The sequence below is a fragment of the Streptomyces sp. 4F14 genome, assembly GCF_048159485.1.
Taxonomy (GTDB): Bacteria; Actinomycetota; Actinomycetes; order Streptomycetales; family Streptomycetaceae; genus Streptomyces.
In genome coordinates this window covers 1-17414 of the sequence record NZ_JBLRVY010000012.1, presented here as the reverse complement: position 1 = coordinate 17414, position 17414 = coordinate 1, and the positions used below count along the sequence as shown (strand labels likewise).

The 17414-nt window shown below is 72.2% G+C and carries 14 protein-coding genes; 5 read left to right on the top strand and 9 right to left on the bottom strand.

What is annotated here, in order from left to right; genetic code table 11:
* Positions 1 to 40: 40 nt before the first annotated feature.
* Positions 41 to 1129, bottom strand: coding sequence for a WD40/YVTN/BNR-like repeat-containing protein (locus ACLZOT_RS21835; RefSeq protein ID WP_416970677.1), 1089 nt, complete (start codon positions 1127 to 1129; stop codon positions 41 to 43).
* 273 nt (positions 1130 to 1402) lie between these two features.
* Between ACLZOT_RS21835 and ACLZOT_RS21830 the strand changes: the two genes are divergently transcribed.
* Positions 1403 to 2020 carry a hypothetical protein gene (locus ACLZOT_RS21830; RefSeq protein ID WP_416970676.1) on the top strand — a complete coding sequence of 206 codons (618 nt, stop codon included), beginning with the start codon at positions 1403 to 1405 and terminating at the stop codon, positions 2018 to 2020.
* A gap of 56 nt (positions 2021 to 2076) precedes the next feature.
* On the opposite strand, the gene ACLZOT_RS21825 is transcribed toward ACLZOT_RS21830, so the two are convergent.
* A complete protein-coding gene (locus tag ACLZOT_RS21825) occupies positions 2077 to 4371 on the bottom strand; it encodes a HEAT repeat domain-containing protein (RefSeq protein ID WP_416970675.1) in 2295 nt (764 codons plus the stop codon).
* 60 nt (positions 4372 to 4431) lie between these two features.
* Positions 4432 to 6081, bottom strand: a complete 1650-nt coding sequence (locus ACLZOT_RS21820) for an acyl-CoA dehydrogenase family protein (protein ID WP_416970674.1) — start codon at positions 6079 to 6081, stop codon at positions 4432 to 4434.
* A 75-nt stretch (positions 6082 to 6156) separates the two neighbouring features.
* On the opposite strand from ACLZOT_RS21820, the gene ACLZOT_RS21815 reads away from it, so the two are divergent.
* A complete protein-coding gene (locus tag ACLZOT_RS21815) occupies positions 6157 to 6969 on the top strand; it encodes a PaaX family transcriptional regulator C-terminal domain-containing protein (RefSeq protein ID WP_416970673.1) in 813 nt (270 codons plus the stop codon).
* Positions 6970 to 7445: 476 nt separating this feature from the next.
* Here the strand turns inward: ACLZOT_RS21815 and ACLZOT_RS21810 are convergent, their stop codons facing one another.
* Both ACLZOT_RS21810 and ACLZOT_RS21805 read right to left on the bottom strand, forming a co-directional pair.
* Positions 7446 to 8231 carry a pectate lyase gene (locus tag ACLZOT_RS21810; protein WP_416970672.1) on the bottom strand — a complete coding sequence of 262 codons (786 nt, stop codon included), beginning with the start codon at positions 8229 to 8231 and terminating at the stop codon, positions 7446 to 7448.
* 98 nt (positions 8232 to 8329) lie between these two features.
* Entirely contained in the window at positions 8330 to 9286 is a 957-nt protein-coding gene (locus ACLZOT_RS21805; protein WP_416970671.1) for a pectate lyase family protein, read from the bottom strand.
* Positions 9287 to 9586: 300 nt separating this feature from the next.
* On the opposite strand from ACLZOT_RS21805, the gene ACLZOT_RS21800 reads away from it, so the two are divergent.
* Complete coding sequence (locus ACLZOT_RS21800; protein WP_416970670.1) at positions 9587 to 10891, top strand: PHB depolymerase family esterase; 1305 nt, start codon at positions 9587 to 9589, stop codon at positions 10889 to 10891.
* A 13-nt stretch (positions 10892 to 10904) separates the two neighbouring features.
* Here ACLZOT_RS21800 and ACLZOT_RS21795 read toward each other — a convergent pair whose 3' ends face one another.
* Positions 10905 to 12260, bottom strand: coding sequence for a nucleobase:cation symporter-2 family protein (locus tag ACLZOT_RS21795; protein ID WP_416970669.1), 1356 nt, complete (start codon positions 12258 to 12260; stop codon positions 10905 to 10907).
* Between the two features lie 113 nt (positions 12261 to 12373).
* Entirely contained in the window at positions 12374 to 13705 is a 1332-nt protein-coding gene (locus ACLZOT_RS21790; protein ID WP_416970874.1) for an FAD-dependent oxidoreductase, read from the bottom strand.
* A gap of 179 nt (positions 13706 to 13884) precedes the next feature.
* Between ACLZOT_RS21790 and ACLZOT_RS21785 the strand changes: the two genes are divergently transcribed.
* Positions 13885 to 14352, top strand: a complete 468-nt coding sequence (locus ACLZOT_RS21785; protein WP_416970668.1) for a DUF6214 family protein — start codon at positions 13885 to 13887, stop codon at positions 14350 to 14352.
* A 19-nt stretch (positions 14353 to 14371) separates the two neighbouring features.
* Here ACLZOT_RS21785 and ACLZOT_RS21780 read toward each other — a convergent pair whose 3' ends face one another.
* Positions 14372 to 15019: a DUF305 domain-containing protein gene (locus ACLZOT_RS21780; protein WP_416970667.1), complete on the bottom strand. Its 648-nt coding sequence runs from the start codon at positions 15017 to 15019 to the stop codon at positions 14372 to 14374.
* Between the two features lie 180 nt (positions 15020 to 15199).
* On the opposite strand from ACLZOT_RS21780, the gene ACLZOT_RS21775 reads away from it, so the two are divergent.
* Positions 15200 to 16705: an LVIVD repeat-containing protein gene (locus ACLZOT_RS21775; protein WP_416970873.1), complete on the top strand. Its 1506-nt coding sequence runs from the start codon at positions 15200 to 15202 to the stop codon at positions 16703 to 16705.
* Here ACLZOT_RS21775 and ACLZOT_RS21770 read toward each other — a convergent pair.
* Entirely contained in the window at positions 16690 to 17352 is a 663-nt protein-coding gene (locus ACLZOT_RS21770) for a TetR/AcrR family transcriptional regulator (RefSeq protein ID WP_416970666.1), read from the bottom strand. The genes ACLZOT_RS21775 and ACLZOT_RS21770 overlap by 16 nt on opposite strands.
* Positions 17353 to 17414: the final 62 nt, after the last annotated feature.

Sequence of the window (17414 nt, the reverse complement as noted above, 5' to 3'; positions counted from 1 at the left end):
TCTGTCATGGTCCCCCCTCGGGATTGTTCTTGAGTGCCGGTCAGCCCACGACCGCCGCCCGGACGCACAGCACGTCCGGCAGGTGCGAGGCCAACTGCCGCCAGGTGTCGCCCTCGTCGGCCGACGCGAACACCTCGCCGTTGCGGTTGCCGAAGTAGACCCCGGCGGGGTCCGCGTCGTCCGTGCACAGCGCGTCCCGCAGCACCGTGCCGTAATGCGCGTCCTGCGGGAGGCCCTCGGACAGCGGCTCCCACGTCTCGCCCGCGTCCGTCGTCCGGAACACCCGGCAGCGGTGGTCCGCCGGGACCCGGTCGGAGTCCGCGGTGATCGGGAAGACGTACGCCGTACCGCCCCGGTGCGGGTGCGCGGCGACCGCGAAGCCGAACGTCGACGGCAGGCCCGCGCCGATGTCCCGCCAGTGCGCGCCCCCGTCGTCGCTGCGGTACACGCCCCAGTGGTTCTGGAGGTACAGCCGGTCCGGGTCCGCCGCGTCCCGCGAGACCTTGTGGACGCACTGGCCGAACTCCGGGTCGGGGTCCGGCAGGAACACCGCCGAGACGCCCGAGTTGGACGGCGTCCAGCTCGCCCCGCCGTCCGTCGTGCGGAACACGCCCGCCGTCGACACCGCGACCGTCACCGCGCGCGGGTCGCGGGTGTCCGTCAGGACCGTGTGCAGGCCCTCACCGCCGCCGCCCGGGACCCACCGCGAGCGCGTCGGGTGCTCCCACAGGGGGCGGACCAGGTCGAAGCTCTCGCCGCGGTCCTCGGAGCGGTACAGCGCCGCCGGTTCCGTGCCCGCGTACACCACGCCCGGTTCGGCCGCCGCCGGGTGCAGCTGCCAGACGCGCTCCAGCGACGCGTCCGTGTCCTGCGGGAACTTCACCGCCGGCTTCGAGGGTTCCGTCCACGTCCGGCCCAGGTCGTCCGAGTGGAAGACCGACGGGCCCCAGTGCGCGCTGTCGCCGCCCGCCAGCAGGCGCGGCGAGCCGCTCCGCGTGTCGATGGCGACCGAGTAGATCGCCTGGGCGTTGAAGTACGGACTCTTGTCGAACTCCCACTGGGCGCCGCCTCTTCCGCGCCCGATGAACAGGCCCTTGCGGGTGCCCACGGCGAGCAGTACCTCGGTCATTTCCGGTCACCTCCGCGACGTCTTTGTCCCAGCACCGGCCAGTCTGCACCCCGCCACTGACAGTCACCTCCGGAGCCCGCGTCGTCGCAGGTCAGAGGCGTCGGACAGAGGTTCGACCGGCTCTCCTCGGCCACATTCCGGCGGACGCCTGCGCGGGTGGCGGGGCGCGTGGGAACGTCGGGTCACACGACTCGCCCTGAGCATCCGGGCGGCTCGCTTCGTATGGAAGTGCGGTCGGGGGATGTTCGCGCGCTCATGAGGAGGAAGCCTGCGATGGCGTTCCGTGGTCCGGGGATGTGGCTGTGGCGCGACCGGCGTCCGAAGGTGTTGCTGTGGCGCTGGCGGCGCAACCCCCTCAGGCGGCGCTCCGACGTCGTCGAGGCGTGGGTGCTGCTCGGGGCGTGGGCGGTCGCCGTCCTGACCGGGGTCCTCGCCGGGTGGGGCGCCGCGGACAGCATGGAGCGGGGCCTCGCCCGGGAACGCGCGGAGTGGCACAAGGTCGAGGGGACCCTCACGGAATCCGCGCCCCCGCCGTCCGCCGACCCCCAGAGCCCCGCCCGCACGGAGTTCCTGTGGACCAAGGTCACCTGGCCCGGACCCGACGGCATACCCCACTCCGGCCAGGTCCGCGTCCCCGCGGGCAGCTCGGCCGGAACCCACGTCGACGTCTGGACCGACGCCCGGGGCCGCCTGGTCACCGAACCCACGACCCCCTCCCAGGCCCGCCTTCGCTCCACCCTGGTCGGCACCCTCGCGGGGGCCACGACAGCGGCGATCCCCTTCGTCGCCGGGCGCCTCTTCCGGGGGCGGCTGGAGCGGCGGCGGATGGACCAGTGGGGGGCCGACTGGGCGCGGTTCGATCCGCTGTGGGGGAGGCGGCAGACGGGGTGAGGGAGCGGGCGGCTTTGTCAGCGCTCGCGGGGGGGCGTGGGGACCGGCGCCGGGGTTCAGGCGCGGGCCGTCAGTTCCCGGCACAGGCTCAGCAAGGTCTCGTCCAGGACGATGCCCTGTCCGTGCGCCCTGCCGAGGTGCCGGCGCCGGTGCGTCAACTCCGTTGCCGGCAGGTCCAGGAGAGGCGCGGTGACCTCCGGGGCGAGGTTCGTCAAGGTCGTCGCGATGCGTACGCGGGTGAGCGGGCGCGCGTGCCAGGCCGACCGCAGGACCGTGCCCACCTCGCGCTCGATCTCGCCGGTGATGGCTGTGATCGCGCATCCCGCCGAGACCCGCTCCCACGAGTCGGCCGAGTCGGTCAGGAGACGCCGCAGCGCGGGCAGTGCGGGGTGGGCCGCGGGGCCCAGGCGGGCGAGGCGCCCGGCGGTGAGGGCCCGGTGGCCGGGGTCGTCATGGGCCGCCTCGGCCTCGGCGAGGAGGACCGGCAGGACGAAGGAGACGTCCGGCTCGATCGCCCAGAGGGCCGCCGCCGCAGCCCCCTGATGTACGCCGTCCAGCGCGCCCCGCACCACCGGCAGCGCCTCCCGCGCGGCACCCCCCATCGCCTCCAGCGCCCCGAACGCGGCCTCGGCGAGCCCCGCCACCCCGCTCTCCAGCACCCGCAGAACCTGCGGTACGGCATCCCCGTCCCGAAGCCCCCCGACCGCGCCCAGCAGCGCCCGGACAGCCTCCCCCGACTCCGGCCGGCCCAGCGGCACGACGGCCAGATGCCACCGCAGCGCGGGCGCGAGGGGAGCCGCGGCCGCCCCCAGGCACGGCACCACGGAAGCGGCATGCCGCGGCAACTCCCCCTCGCCCAGTACCTCGCCCAACGCGGCCACAGCGCGCCCGTCCCCGCAGCGGGCCAACGCGAGCAGGGGCCCACCGAGCACGACGGCTCCGCCGAACCCGCCGCCTGAGGACACCCTCGGCCCTACCGGGCCTGCTCTCCCGGGAACCGTCGATCCATCAGCCCCGGGCACCTCCCTGCCAGGCACTGTCGGCCCGCCGGGCGGGGACGCCTGGGCGGGACCTGCGGGGTCGCCCGTCCCGCTCGGCTCCGGGTGCCCGGAGGGTTCGCTCCACCCTGTGGCGCTGTCCGATGTCCTCGTCGGCCCCCTGCCCACCCCCGCACCGCCTCCCGGCCGCCACCGCTCGACCCACCCCTCGGGCCGCCCCGCCACCAGCGCGTGCAACCGGTCCGCCGCAGGCGCCCCCACCCCGTACAACTCTCCGAGCACGGACACGGCCACGTCCCGCAACCGCCCCTCCTCGCCCGCCAGTTGCTCCCCGATGAGCGAGACGAGCCCGGAGTGGTCCCCGCGCCACTCCCGGATCAGCCCGGCGGAGAGCAGTACCGCGTTGCAGCGGTCCGTGGGGGAGGGGAGACGGAGTTGGGAGCGGAGGAGGGCGGTCCGGGTGGGGACGTCGTCGGCGAGGGCGGTGTGGAGCGTGCGCAGCAGCCGCGCGCCCTGTTCGTCCGAGGGCCTCAGCCGGCGCAGCCGCCCGGTGAGCGTCTGCTCCGCGCCGGGCCACTCGCCCGCACGCGGCGGGTGCGAGGAGCGCTCCTGCAGGAGCCGCGCGGTGAGGGCGGCCAGGTCGGGCGGGAGCCGATCGGGCGCGTGCGCGGCGAGCTGGCCCAGGACCGCGAGGCGCAGGACGGGCGGGTTGGGCGAGGGGAGGTGCGTGGTGAGGAGGGCGATCGCCTCGCCCGCGTGCGCGGGATGCCGGCGGACGAAGAGACCGACGGCCTCGGCGACGGCGATCAGCGCGTCGTCGTCCCGCTCGAAGAGGAGCCGACGGCTCAGGAGCGGCAGCACCCGCGAGGCGTCGTCCACGAACCGGACCACCCCGGCGACGGCCGCACGCCGGACGGCGGGATCGGCGTCGAGGGTGAGCGCGACGAACACCTCGGCCCCGGAGCGCACGGCGCCCGCACCGGGACCGTCCACTCCGCCGGAACCACTCACCCCGCCTGAGCCGTCCTCCGGACCCGAGCCCGCCTCGCTCCCGATGCTCACCAGCAGCTCCAGCACCCCCGAGCGATCCCCGACCCCCTCCCGCGCGGCCACCTCCAGCAGGAACGGCACGGCCGCCAGCGTCGCGCCGTAGACCTTCCCCTCGGGATGCACCGCCCCGTACAGCGCGTCGAGCGCCGCCTCCCGCTCCCCGGGCTCCTCGGAAGCCAGTGCCCGCAGCCATCCGGGGACGTCCCCGGCGGTGCCGTACGCGTGGTGCAGTGCGGTCCAGTCGACCTCGTCGATCCCCGTGAACACCTGGTCCTCCCCCGGACGGTGTGTCAGAAGCGCCACCTGATCACGAGTGTGCACCACGCCACTGACAACGGTGCGGAGTCGGGGGGTGACCGGACGTCAGAGGCCCTCGGGGAGCGCCCGGTCGAGGATCGCGGTGAGGTCGGCGGCGTCGGGAAGGGTGCCGAAGGAGTGGCCCCAGTCGCCGTCGAGGCGGCTCGCGCAGAAGGCGTCGGCGACGGCCGGCGGCGCGTGCCGGACGAGCAGGGACGCCTGGAGGGTGAGGGCCATGGCCTCGACGACCCGGCGGGCCTGGGACTCGGAGGCGCTCGCCACCAGCCGCCGTACGCGCGCGTGGGCCGCGTCGAGGCGGGCGTCCGCCCCGCGCGTGAGGGCGAGTTCCGCGTCGTACGCCTGCGCGGTGGCCGGGTCACGGGACAGGGCGCGCAGGACGTCGAGCGCGTTGACGTTGCCGGAGCCCTCCCAGATGGACAGCAGGGGAGCCTCCCGGTAGTGGCGGGGCATGCCGGAGTCCTCGACGTACCCGTTGCCGCCCAGGCACTCCAGGGCCTCGGCGGTGAAGGCGGGGCCCCGCTTGGTGACCCAGTACTTGCCGACGGCGGTCGCCAGGCGCCGGAAGGAGCGTTCACCGGCGTCCCCGCGCGCGGCGCGGTCGGCGGCGCCCGCCAGGCGCAGGGTGAGGGTCGTCGCCGCCTCGGACTCCAGGGCAAGGTCGGCCAGGACATTGCGCATGAGGGGCTGGTCCAGCAGGCGCGCGCCGAACGCGGAGCGGTGGCGGACGTGGTGCCCGGCCTCGACGAGGGTCTTGCGCATCAGGGTCGCCGTCGCCGTCACGCAGTCCAGACGCGTGCAGTTGACCATGTCGATGATGGTCTTCACGCCCTGCCCCTCGGGCCCGACCAGCCAGCCGAGCGTGCCGTCGAACTCGGGCTCGGAGGACGCGTTGGAGCGGTTGCCGAGCTTGTCCTTCAGGCGCTGGATGCGGAACGGGTTGCGGGTGCCGTCGGGCAGCACGCGCGGGACGAGGAAGCAGGACAACCCGTCCGGGGCCTGCGCCAGCACCAGGAAGACGTCGCACATGGGGGCCGACGTGAACCACTTGTGCCCGCGCAGGGCGTACACGCCGGGCTCGGCGGTCGGCGTCGCCGTCGTCGTGTTCGTGCGGACGTCCGAGCCGCCCTGCTTCTCGGTCATGCCCATGCCCGCGAGGATGCCGCGCTTCTCCGCCGGGACGCGCAGGCCCGGCTCGTACGCGCGCGCGGTGAGCAGCGGTTCGTACACCTTCGCCAGGTCCGGCTGATGGCGCAGGGCCGGGACGGCGGCGTACGTCATCGACACCGGGCAGCCGTGGCCCGCCTCGGTGTGGTTCCACACCAGGCCGCCCGCCGTACGGGCCACGTGCGCGCCGGGGCGGTCGTCCGCCCACGCGGCGCCCGCGAGGCCCTCCGAGACGGCGACGTCCATCAGGGCGTGCCAACTCGGGTGGAAGTCGACCTCGTCCACACGGTGGCCGTAGCGGTCGTGCGTGCGCAGCACCGGTTCGTGGCGGTTGGCCAGGTCGCCCCACTCCTGCGCCTCAACGCTCCCCGCGCGCCGGCCCAGCGCGCGGAGGTCCGCCTCGGCCCACCCCGCGCCCTCACGGCGCAGGCCCTCCAGGAGGGCGGGGTCGGCGGAGGCGTCGTAGGGGGCGAGGGGCGGTGGCTGGTTCGTGACGTCGTGGGTGGCGTACGGCGCGGGGGTCGATGACATGGAATTCATGTTGCGCCTTCGCTGCGGCTGTCGCAATAGTGCAACACGGAGGGGTGCGCCGTAGAGTACGTGCCCATGCGCAGGGAGGTTTCGGTGGAGACGGGGCTGCGGCCGCTGTCCGCCCGGTCGGTCGTCCTGAGCCTGCTGCTCGGCGCGCAGCCGCCCGAGCTGCCGGTGCGGGAACTGGTCGCCCTCGTCGAGCCGTTCGGCATCGGCGGGTCCACCCTGCGCGCCGCCCTCAGCCGGATGACCGCAGCCGGCGACCTGCGCTGCACGGACGCGGTGTACGGCCTCAGCGACCGCCTCCTCGAACGCCGCCGGCGCCAGGACGCGGCGCTGCACCCGCGCACGCGCGCGTGGACCGGCGACTGGGAGATGGCCGTCATCACCGCCACAGGCCGCCCCGCTGCCGAACGGGCCGAACTCCGCGCCGAACTCACGGCCCTGCGCCTCGCCGAACTCCGCGAGGGTGTGTGGCTGCGCCCGGCGACCCTCCTGCGCCCCTGGCCGGACCGCCTCCACGAAGTCGCCCACCACTTCACGACACACCCGACTGCACCGCCCCGGGAACTCGCGGCCACCCTCTGGCCGTTGCGGGAGTGGAAGGCCACCGGGACGGCCCTCCTCCGGCACACCGACCGCTCCACGACCCCCGCCGACCGCTTCACCGCCTTCACCGCGGTCGTCCGCCACCTCCTCTCCGACCCCGTCCTCCCGCCCGACCTCCTGCCCCCGGGCTGGCCGGGCGAGGCCCTGCGGGCGGCATACACCGAGTACCGCCGGGAGTTCGCGAGCCGACTCGGCGAGGAGACGGGGGATTCACGGGACGCCGGCGACGCGACAGGAGCGGGGCGAGGCCGGGAGGCCGAAGGGGTGCGACAGGGCTGAGGCTGCCGAGTGCGTGGAGGAGGACGCGACGACGAGGCCGGGGTGAGGGGATGCCGGTGGTGAGGTGTGGTCGCCGGATGCTCGGGCGACGGCATGGCGAGGTGTGAACTCGGTCCCTGAGATGAGGACTTCGTGCCCGGGGAGGCTATGACGCGGGGTCCGGCGGAAGCGCGGCGGACTCCCGGCCCGGACGGTACCCTGCGCGACCGGCGACCGGCGACCGGCGACCGGCGACCGGCGACCGGCGACCGGCGACCGGCGACCGGCGACCGGCGACCGGCGGACGCCTCGCGTGTGCACGCGCACGTGCAGCAGTTCGCGTCGGCAGGGCCGCGACCCCCTCACAGCCCCCCGGCCCCTCCGCCTCCCGCCCTCCTCGCGCCACCCCACCCCCCGTCCCCCGGAAACACCGAACCCCGGCCGCGCGCAACGCCGTGCGGGTGCGTTGCGTGCGGCCGGGTGCCCCGTGGGGGGAACTACCGGTACGTGATGTCCGACGTCGCGTACTTGCAGTACGAGCCGTCCGGACCGGACCCGTTGGTCGTCGGCTCCTTGCCCGTGTTGTTGCCGATGTACTTCTGGCAGGGCACGATCTTGCGGCCGCTGTCGCCGACGATCGTGATGCCCCGCAGGGTCGCGCTGTCGCCGTAGTTGGTGTTGATGCCGACGAGCTTGCCGCCGGAGTAGGTCGCCTCGATGGAGTTGAGGTTGATGGTCCGCTTGTACTGCGTCGAGCAGTTGCCGCAGGACCGCACGAAGGTGCCGAAGCTCTGGACGGCGAAGTTGGACACGTTGAGCGTGCCGGCGCCGTTGAACTGGAACACCTTGTCGCTGGCGGAGCGCGCCCCGCCGCCGGAGACGGTGTAGACGTTCGAGGAGGACGAGCCGCGGAAGGTGGCCGCGTCCTCGCCGACGTCCTCCCACCAGACGTTCTGGAGCGTGCAGGCGCCCTTGCAGTGGATGCCGTCGGCGGCGGGTGCGCCGATGATGACGTTCTTGAGGACGGCCCCGGCGGCGAGTTCGAGGATCGGGTCCTGGTCCTCGTTCTGCCCGCCGGTGCCGAGGTCCCCGCTGCCGTAGAGCCGTTTCATCCCGTAGTCCTTGGTGCCGGAGACCGGGATGGTCGCGGTGACGGCCTGGCTCCCGTTGGCGGACGGCCAGGTCGCCGCCTGCACGGGGGACGCCCCGCTAGTCATGATCATGCCAAACGAGAGCGAGAGGGCGGCGAGCCCACCGCCCGCGGCACGCGCTAAGGAGGTCATGTCCCGTATGCCTTCTTCCTGTTGGGGAGGAGAACTGGTGGAGGAGGGGTGACGCGCCCCGCCGGACAGGGCACGTCCTTCCCGAGGCCCGTGAACCGTCAGAGCTTCCCGGCCCCGGCCCCGGCCGCCACCGACGCCACCACGGACGACGCCGGCTCGGCGGTGTACCCGTACGGCGGCGCCGTGAACGACCCGGTCCGTGACACCTCGGTCGCGGCGCCCCCGAGGTCGTTGCCGCGCAGGTTCGCGAACCCGTCGACGTCACTGCTCTGACTCGTCGTCACCGCGATCTTCGTGTTCCGGAAGACGTTGTTCTCGACGAGCATCTGCGCGCCCATCCGCGAGTGCACGGCGGTGTCCGCGCCGACGACGTGGTTGTCGTAGAAGTGCCCGGTCCCGAAGCGCAGGCTGGGGATGCGCGAGTAGACGTTGCTGAACAGGTTGTGGTGGTACGTCACCCTCAAGTGCCCGGTGTCCTCGGAGGAGTTCTTGTCGCTGTGTCCGACGAGCGACCCCTTGAAGTGGTCCTTGAAGGTGTTCCAGGAGACGGTGACGGAGTCCGACCCGTGGTTGATGTCGAGCAGACCGTCGTAGTGGTCCTTGTCGTGATCGCGGTCGGCGGAGAAGGAGTTGTGGTCGATCCACACCTTCGTCGAGCGCTGCACCTCGATGCCGTCGGCTGGGGCCACCGGCTTGCTGATGTTCAGGTTGCGGACCACGACGTTCGTGACGTTCTTCAGCCGCAGCCCGCCCCCGGTGAACCCGGACGACGAACCGACGCCCAGGACCGTGGTGTTGGACCCGATGTCGACCTGACCGCTCAGTGTGATCAGGCCGTTGACCCGGACGACCTTCGAAGTGCCGCCGGTCACCGCCGACTTGAACGCGGCCAGGGTGGAGACGGTGACCGCCGAAGCGCTGCCGCCGCCGGTCGTGCCGGCGCCGAACCCGACGGGCGAGGACTCCGCCGCCCCGGCGGGGTGGGGGAGGGTGACGGTGAGCGCCGCGACCAGTGCGGCGAGCGCCGTCTTGCGGGACAGGGAATGCGTACGCATGTGGGGGCGTCCCTTCACGAGGACATGGCTGTACATGTCCTTGAACAAAAAACGTGATGTTGAACGCTTGCCTGAGCACGATGTGGCCTTTGGGTGGAACTGGGGAGCGGCTCGGTCACATCGCTGAACGGAACGTAGAGGGTAAGCGCTTTCTGGTCAACGCCTCGCGCAGAACGGATCCGGCCACCTCCGAAAGTCCCGAAAGAAGCGTGGGAGCGCTTCCATGGGGTGGCGTGCCCATGCCACCATGCGAATCGGGCGCCTCCCCTCCCCGAGCCGTGACCAGAAGGGACCGACCCCGTGTCCACCCTCAACTCACCGCGTACGGCGCCGCGTTCGGCGCGCTCCGCGCTGTCAGTGCTGTCGGCGCTCGCCGTGCTGCTGGCGGCGCTGTTCCTCGCCCCGCCGTCCGCCTCCGCCGCGCCCGTGCCGCCCGCGACCTTCACCGAGGTCACCGGCTTCGGCGCCAACCCCAGCAACCTGCGCATGTGGGCGTACGCCCCCGCCAACGTCAGCGCCCGCCCGGCCGTCATCGTCGCCGTGCACTGGTGCGGCGGCTCCGCGACCGACATGTACAACGGCAGCGAGTACAAGTCCCTCGCCGACCAGTACGGCTTCGTCGTCGTGTACCCGTCGGTGACCCGCTCCAGCAAGTGTTGGGACGTCGCCTCCCCGCAGGCACTCAAGCGCGGCGGCGGCAGCGACCCCGTCGGCATCAAGTCGATGGTCGACTGGGCCGTCACCAACTACGCGGCGGACATGAGCAAGATCTTCGTCACCGGCATGTCGTCCGGCGCGATGATGACGAACGTCCTGCTCGGCGACTACCCCGACGTCTTCGCGGCCGGCGCCGCCTTCGCGGGCGTCCCCTTCGCCTGCTTCGCCACCACGAACGGCTCCGAGTGGAACAGCGACTGCGCGAACGGCACGATCATCCGCACCCCGCAGGCGTGGGGCGACCTCGTGCGCGGCGCCTACCCCGGCTACACCGGCCCCCGGCCGCGTATGCAGCTGTGGCACGGAACCCAGGACGACATCCTGCGCTACCCCAACTTCGGCGAGGAGATCAAGCAGTGGACCAACGTCCACGGCCTGACCCAGACCCCCTCCGCCAGTGACTCGCCGAACGGCTGGACCCGCACCCGCTACGGCTCCACCGGCAACCAGGCCCCCGTCGAGGCGATCAGCATCCAGACCGGCCACAACGTGTACGCCGCCGGCATGGGCGCCCGCGTCCTGACCTTCTTCGGGCTCACCCCCGACCCCGGCCCCGGCAACCCCAACCCGCCGTCCGGGCCCTGCAAGGTGACGTCCAGCGTCAGCGCCTGGAACACCGGCCTGACCAACTCCGTGACCATCACCAACACCGCCACCACCGCGATCAACGGCTGGAGCCTCGCCTTCACCCTGCCCGCCGGCCAGACCATCACCAACGGCTGGGGAGCGACGTACGCGCCCGCCTCCGGCGCGGTGACGGCCACGAACGTGACGTACAACGCGGCGCTCGCGCCGGGCGCGTCCGTGACCGTCGGCTATCAGGCCAACCACACCGGGAACGCGGCGGCTCCGAGCGCCTTCGCCCTCAACGGGACGGCCTGCTCGTAGAGTTGACGTACCGTCAGGAGGTCGGGGTGCCGTGCGGTGCCCCGGCTTCGGTACTTGTCTCGCCCGCCGGTGAACTCGCCTTCACCGGAAGGTGGTTGAAGAGCAGGTTGAGGACGATCGCCGTGAGGCAGCCCGCGCTGATGCCGCTGTTCATGACCGTCTGGAACCAGTCGGGGAACTTCGCGTAGACCGTCGGCACCCCGACCGGCAGCAGACCCACCGCGACCGACACGGCGACGACGGTCAGGTTGTGGTTGTCGCGGAAGTCGACCCCGGCGAGCGTACGCAGCCCGCTCGCGGCGACCGTCCCGAACATCGCGAGCCCCGCGCCGCCCAGCACGGGCGCCGGTACGGCGGCGACGACCGCGCCGAGCTTCGGCAGCAGCCCGAGGACGACGAGCATGCCGCCCGCCGCCGCGACGACCCACCGGCTGCGCACCCGCGTCATCCCGACCAGCCCCACGTTCTGCGCGTACGCCGTGTACGGGAAGGTGTTGAAGACCCCGCCGAGCACCGTCGACAGGCCGTCCGCGCGCAGCCCGTCCGCGAGCGAACTCTCCTTCACCTCGCGGCCGGTGAGCTCGCCGACCGCGATCAGGTCACCGGTCGTCTCGGTCATCGTCACCACGGCCACGACCAGCATCGAGATGATCGCCGACGCCTCGAAGACGGGCGCCCCGAAGTGGAACGGCGTACTGATCCCGACCCAGTCCGCGTCGCCGACCCCGCCGAAGTCCGTGAACCCGAACGGCACGGCGACCGCGAGCCCCACGACGATCCCCGCGAGCACGGCGACCCGGCTCAGGAAGGGCGGCCCGAACCGCTGGACGGCCAGGACGACCGCGAGGACGAACGCGGCGAGGCCGATGTTCCTCGGTGCCCCGAAGTCCGCCGAACCGACCCCGCCCGCCGCCCAGTTGCCCGCGACCGGCAGCAGCGACAGACCGATGACCAGGATCACCGTCCCCGTCACCAGCGGCGGGAAGAACCGCAGCAGCTTCCCGAACACCGGTGCCAGCAGCACGATCGCGAGCCCCGCGACGATCACCGAGCCGTAGATCGCGGGGAGTCCACCGCCCGTCGTACCGATCAGCACCATCGGCGACACCGCCGCGAACGTACAGCCCTGCATGATCGGCAGCCGGACCCCGAAGCGCCAGAACCCCACGCACTGGATGAGGGTCGCGATGCCGCACACCAGCAGGTCGGCGGTGATCAGATACGCCAGGTCGGCCGCCGAGAGCTTCATCGCGCCGCCCACGATCAGCGGGACGGCGACCGCGCCCGCGTACATCGCGAGGACGTGCTGAAGGCCGAAGGCGGCGAGGTGGCGTATCGGCGGCACCTCGTCGACGGGATGGACGGTCATGTGCGCTCCTGAGCGGAAGGGGACGGAAAGTGGCAGCACGTGACCGTAAAACGGTTGAACAGATTGTTGATTTCCGGGGTGTTGCCGCTCTGTATCCCGTGGATCGGGCGGGATCAGGCGCCGCCGGCCACCGCAGCCCGCAGTGCCGCCCAGTCCGGCAGCTTCACCACGCTCCGCCCGAGCGACGCCCCCCACGCGGCCTCCGCCCGCTCGATCGCCCGCCACCCCTCCCACCCGACCGGCTCCACCCCGCCGGCCCTCAACAGCGGCAAGGGATCCGGTAGTTGACCCTCCATCAGGTCAGCGAGCAGCGACAGTACCGTCTCCTTCGCGCACGGCCGGTTCGTCCCGATGACCCCGGTCGGCCCCCGCTTGATCCACCCCGCCACGTACTCACCCGGCGACACGACCCCCTCCCGCAGCACCCGCCCGGCCGTATGCGGCACCGTCCCGAGCGCCTCGTCGAACGGCAGCCCCGCCAGCGGCACCCCGCGATACCCCACCGACCGCAACACCAACTCGGCCCGGATCTCCTCGAACTCACCCGTCCCCCGCACACCCCCGCCCCCGTCGGGCCGCGTCCGCTCGAACCGCACGGCCCCCACCCGCCCCCGCGCGTCAGGCAACACCGCCACCGGCCGCAGGAAGAACCGCAGCCGGATACGGCGGCCCGCCGCGCCCGCGCCGCGGGCGGCCCACCCGCGCAGCGCCTCCACGTTCCGCCGCTGGGCCGGCGCCAGCCCGGACGGGTCCGCGTACCCGGGGTCGAGCGCCAACTCCCGTTCGTCCAGCGCCATGTCGACCCCGTGCAGGCTCCCCAGCTCGCGTAGCTCCTTCGTCGTGAACCGGGCCTGCGAAGGGCCGCGCCGGCCCACCATGTGCACCTCGCGCACCCCGCTGTCCGCCAGCGCGAGCAGCGCCGACTGGGGTATGTCGGTCGGGCTCAGCTCGGCGGCGCCGCGCGCCAGGATGCGCGTCACGTCCACCGCGACGTTCCCCACCCCGATCACCACGGCCGAGCGGACGCCGGTCAGGAAGCCGTCGGCGACCGTGTCGGGGTGCGCGCTGTACCAGGACACGAACTCCGTCGCCGACCAGCTTCCCGGCAGCTCCTCCCCGTCGATCCCGAGCCGCCGGTCGGTCGCCGCGCCGACGCAGTACACGACCGCGTCGTACAGACGGCGCAGTCGTACGACCGTCACACCGGACGGGCCGACCTCGACGCCGCCGAGGAAACGCACCCGTTCGTGCTCCAGGACCGTCCGCAGGTTGTTCTGGAGGGACTTGATCTTCTCGTGGTCGGGGGCGACGCCGTAGCGGACCAGGCCGTACGGGCACGGCAGCCGGTCCAGGACATCGACGAGGACCTCGGGATCGCGCTCCACCAGGCACTGGGCGGTGTAGACCCCGCTCGGCCCGGAACCGACGACGGCGACTCGCAGCACGCGCAACTCCTCACGCGGGGAGACCTCCAGCATGACACCGGGCGTGCTGCGCTGTCAGGGTGCCGGGCAGGGCCGGTGTGCGTGTCTTTTCGTATGGAATGTGATGATGCGGTTACGTTGCGTGTGTGCTAGAAGCATCTTTTCTTAATCTTTCTGATCGCCCCGCCGAGGACGCCGAGGTGTCCGTGTGGCCCGCGTGGGAAGTGCGGGAGAGCGGCGGCGCGACCGCCTGGTACACCGTCCGGCTCGCCTTCCCCGACCGGGCGTGGGTCGAGGTCCTGGCGGTCGTGCGTGACGGGGGCGTGTCCATCGAGGACGTCCGGGCCCAGCCCGCGCTGTCCCTGATCGACCTGACCGTCCTCGCCGACTGGATCGAGGGCCCGCTCTTCGAGATGTGCGGCGGCGAGGAGGGCGACGAGGACGGGGAGCCGGGGCACCCCGGGCCGAGCCGCGCCCGCCCCTCCTGGCCGCGCGGCGCCGAGGGCCGCTGGCTCGTCGCCCAGGAGTACCGGGCCGCCCAGGAGGAGGGCGCCGACCCGGTCCTCGCGGTGATGGGCGCGACCGGGCACAGCAGGCGCCGTTCCCTGCGGCTCATCGCGCAGGCGCGGGACGCCGGTTTCCTGACACCTCGTCATGTCAGGCGTTGAGCGGGACGGTTGACCCCGGTCACCGGAGCATCGCGCGCATCCGGGCGATCTCGCTCGCCTGCTGGGCGACGACGTCGTCCGCCATCTCCTCGGCCTGGATGTTGTTCCCCCGCGACTTGAGGTCCGTCGCCATGGTGATCGCCCCCTCGTGGTGGGCGATCATCAGGGTGAGGAAGAGCTTGTCGAACGCCTTGCCCTTCTCGCCGCGCAGCTCGGCGAGTTGGGCCGCCGTCGCCATCCCCGGCATCGCCGTGTGACCCGAATGCCCTTGCGCCTCAAGGGGTTTGCCGTGTGTTTTCAGCCAGTCCCGCATCACCTCGATCTCGGGTGACTGGGCGGCCGCGATCCGCTCCGCGAGCCCCTTGACGGCCGCCGACCCGGCGCGGCCCGGGGCGAGTCCGGTCATCTCCAGCGCCTGCGCGTGATGCACGATCATCATCTGCGCGTACGTCACGTCCGCCGTGTTGGGCGAGTCGTCCTGTGCCCGGTGCCCGGCCGCCTCCTCGGCGGACATCGTCCGGTTGGCCTCGCCCGGCAGCCCCGGGACCAGCACCGTCGGACCCCCGCTGCGCGCCGCCTTCGGCTCGTCGTCCGACCCCGAGTCGCAGCCGGCCAGGGCGAGCGCCAGCACGGCGGCGGTGATCACGGACGCGCGGCGAAAGCGCACAACGGCCTCCTGATACAGGCGAGTTGGAACGGCTGTGAACGTCCTAGCACGGATCTGTGCCCCGCCGATCGAAAAGTTATGTGACGAGCTTGTTGCCATCTATTGGTGTGGGCATGACTAAGACGATACTGCGGGAGACCGTGCACCGTTCCCGCGGGAACGGCGATGAGGGAGGACGCAGTGATCCTGTTGAAGGAGCCCCGAACGCGGCGCAGACGACTGGGAGTTCTGGCCGGCGTCACCGGCCTGCTGGCCACGCTGCTCACCGCGGCCCCGGCGCTCGCGATCCCCGACCCGGGGGACTCGCCCGCCGCGGAGCGCAAGGTGTCCCAGAGCGACCGGACCGACGTCGCCGAGGCGATAGCCGCCGGAGAGATACCCGGCGTCGGCGAGATCGTCCACTCGGCCAACATCAAGCATCTGGCGAACGTCCCCAAGGACGTGCTCCTCGACAAGAACTCCGACCTCGCCTTCCAGGGCAGGTACGCGTTCGCCGGGAACTACGACGGCTTCCGCATCTTCGACATCAGCAACCCGAGGGCCCCGAGGACCGTCTCCCAGGTGCTCTGCCCCGGCGCGCAGAACGACGTCACCGTCGAGGGCAACCTGCTGTTCCTGTCCACCGACTCCTCGCGCAGCGACGCCAGTTGCAACTCCACCTCCCAGCCGGCGACCGAGAAGTCGTCCTGGGAGGGCATGAAGATCTTCGACATCAGCGACAAGCGCAACCCGAAGTACGTCGCCGCCGTCGAGACCGCCTGCGGCTCGCACACCCACACCCTGGTGCCCGAGCGCAGGAACATCTACCTCTACGTCTCCTCGTACTCCCCGAACGCCGCCTACCCGGACTGCCAGCCCCCGCACGACGGCATCTCCATCATCAAGGTGCCCCGCCACGCCCCCGAGAAGGCGGCCGTGATCGACTTCCCGGTGCTCTTCCCCGGCGCGGGCCCCGACGGCGGCGGCAACCCCGGCGGACCCACCAACCCCGGCGTCGCCAAGACCACGGGCTGCCACGACCTCACCGTCCTGCCGGAGCTGGACCTCGCGGCGGGCGCCTGCATGGGCGACGGCATCCTGATGTCCATCAAGGACCCCGAACGGCCGAAGGTCATCGACCAGGTCCAGGACAACGTCAACTTCGCCTTCTGGCACTCCGCGACCTTCAACCAGAAGGCCGACAAGGTTGTTTTCACCGACGAGCTGGGCGGCGGTGGCGCGGCCACCTGCAACGCGGAGATCGGCCCCGACCGGGGCGCCGACGGCATCTACGACATCGTCGGCAAGGGCGACCACCGCAAACTCGTCTTCCGCAGCTACTACAAGATCCCCCGCCACCAGGCCGCCACCGAGAACTGCGTCGCCCACAACGGCTCGCTGATCCCGGTCAAGGGCCGCGACATCATGGTCCAGGCGTGGTACCAGGGCGGCATCTCCGTCTGGGAGTTCACCGACTCCAGCCGGCCCAGGGAGATCGCCTACTTCGAGCGCGGCCCCGACAGCGCCACGACCCTCACCAGCGGCGGTTCGTGGTCCGCGTACTACTACAACGGCCACATCTACTCGAACGACATCAGCAACGGCTTCGACGTCCTCAGGATCGACGACCGGCGCACGGATCCGGCCAAGTGGATCCGGCTCGGCCAGCTCAACACCCAGACGCAGCCGGACTATTTCGGCTGGTGATCCGTCTCGAAATAGCGTGACAGATCCAGGTCACGCACCCCGCCGGGCGTCTCGGCGCCCGGCGGGAACCCCTGCCACCACTCCAGCCCGTACCGCCCGAACAGCTCGGCTCGCAGCGTCTCCAGCTCCAACGGCACGTTCGGCAGCACCATCCCGTAGACCGCGCCCATCAACTGCACGCGCAGCAGCGGATAGTCGGCGTCCACATCCCGCGAGCCGTGCCGGACGACCGTGTCGCGCAGCAGCTCCGCCAGCCGCCGCTGCTCGGGACACTGCACGAACCCGTCCGTGTCCAGCAGCCCGGCCATGTGCTGGCGCATCAGCACGGTACGGTCCCGGGCCAGCCCCAGCACCGCGTCGATCGCCCGCGCCATCCGCTCCGTGCCCCCCTCGACGCACGGCTCGCTCTCCAGCGCCTCCTGCAAGGTCCGGTGCATGAGCCGGTGCACGGCCGACTGCACGAGCTGACGCTTGCCGGGAAAGTAGTACGACACCAGGCCCCGCGCCGACCCCGCGCGGTCCGCGATGTCCCCGAGGGTCGTCGCGTCGTACCCGCGCTCACCGACCAGCTCCAGGGCCGCCAGCAGCAGCCGTTCCCGCGAACGCCGTCGCAATTCCTCATTGACCGATGCGCTGCGCGGGGACATCCTGTAACTCCTGCGTTGACTGGCCGGCAGCCAACTATAATCGACGCGGTGACACGGCCGGG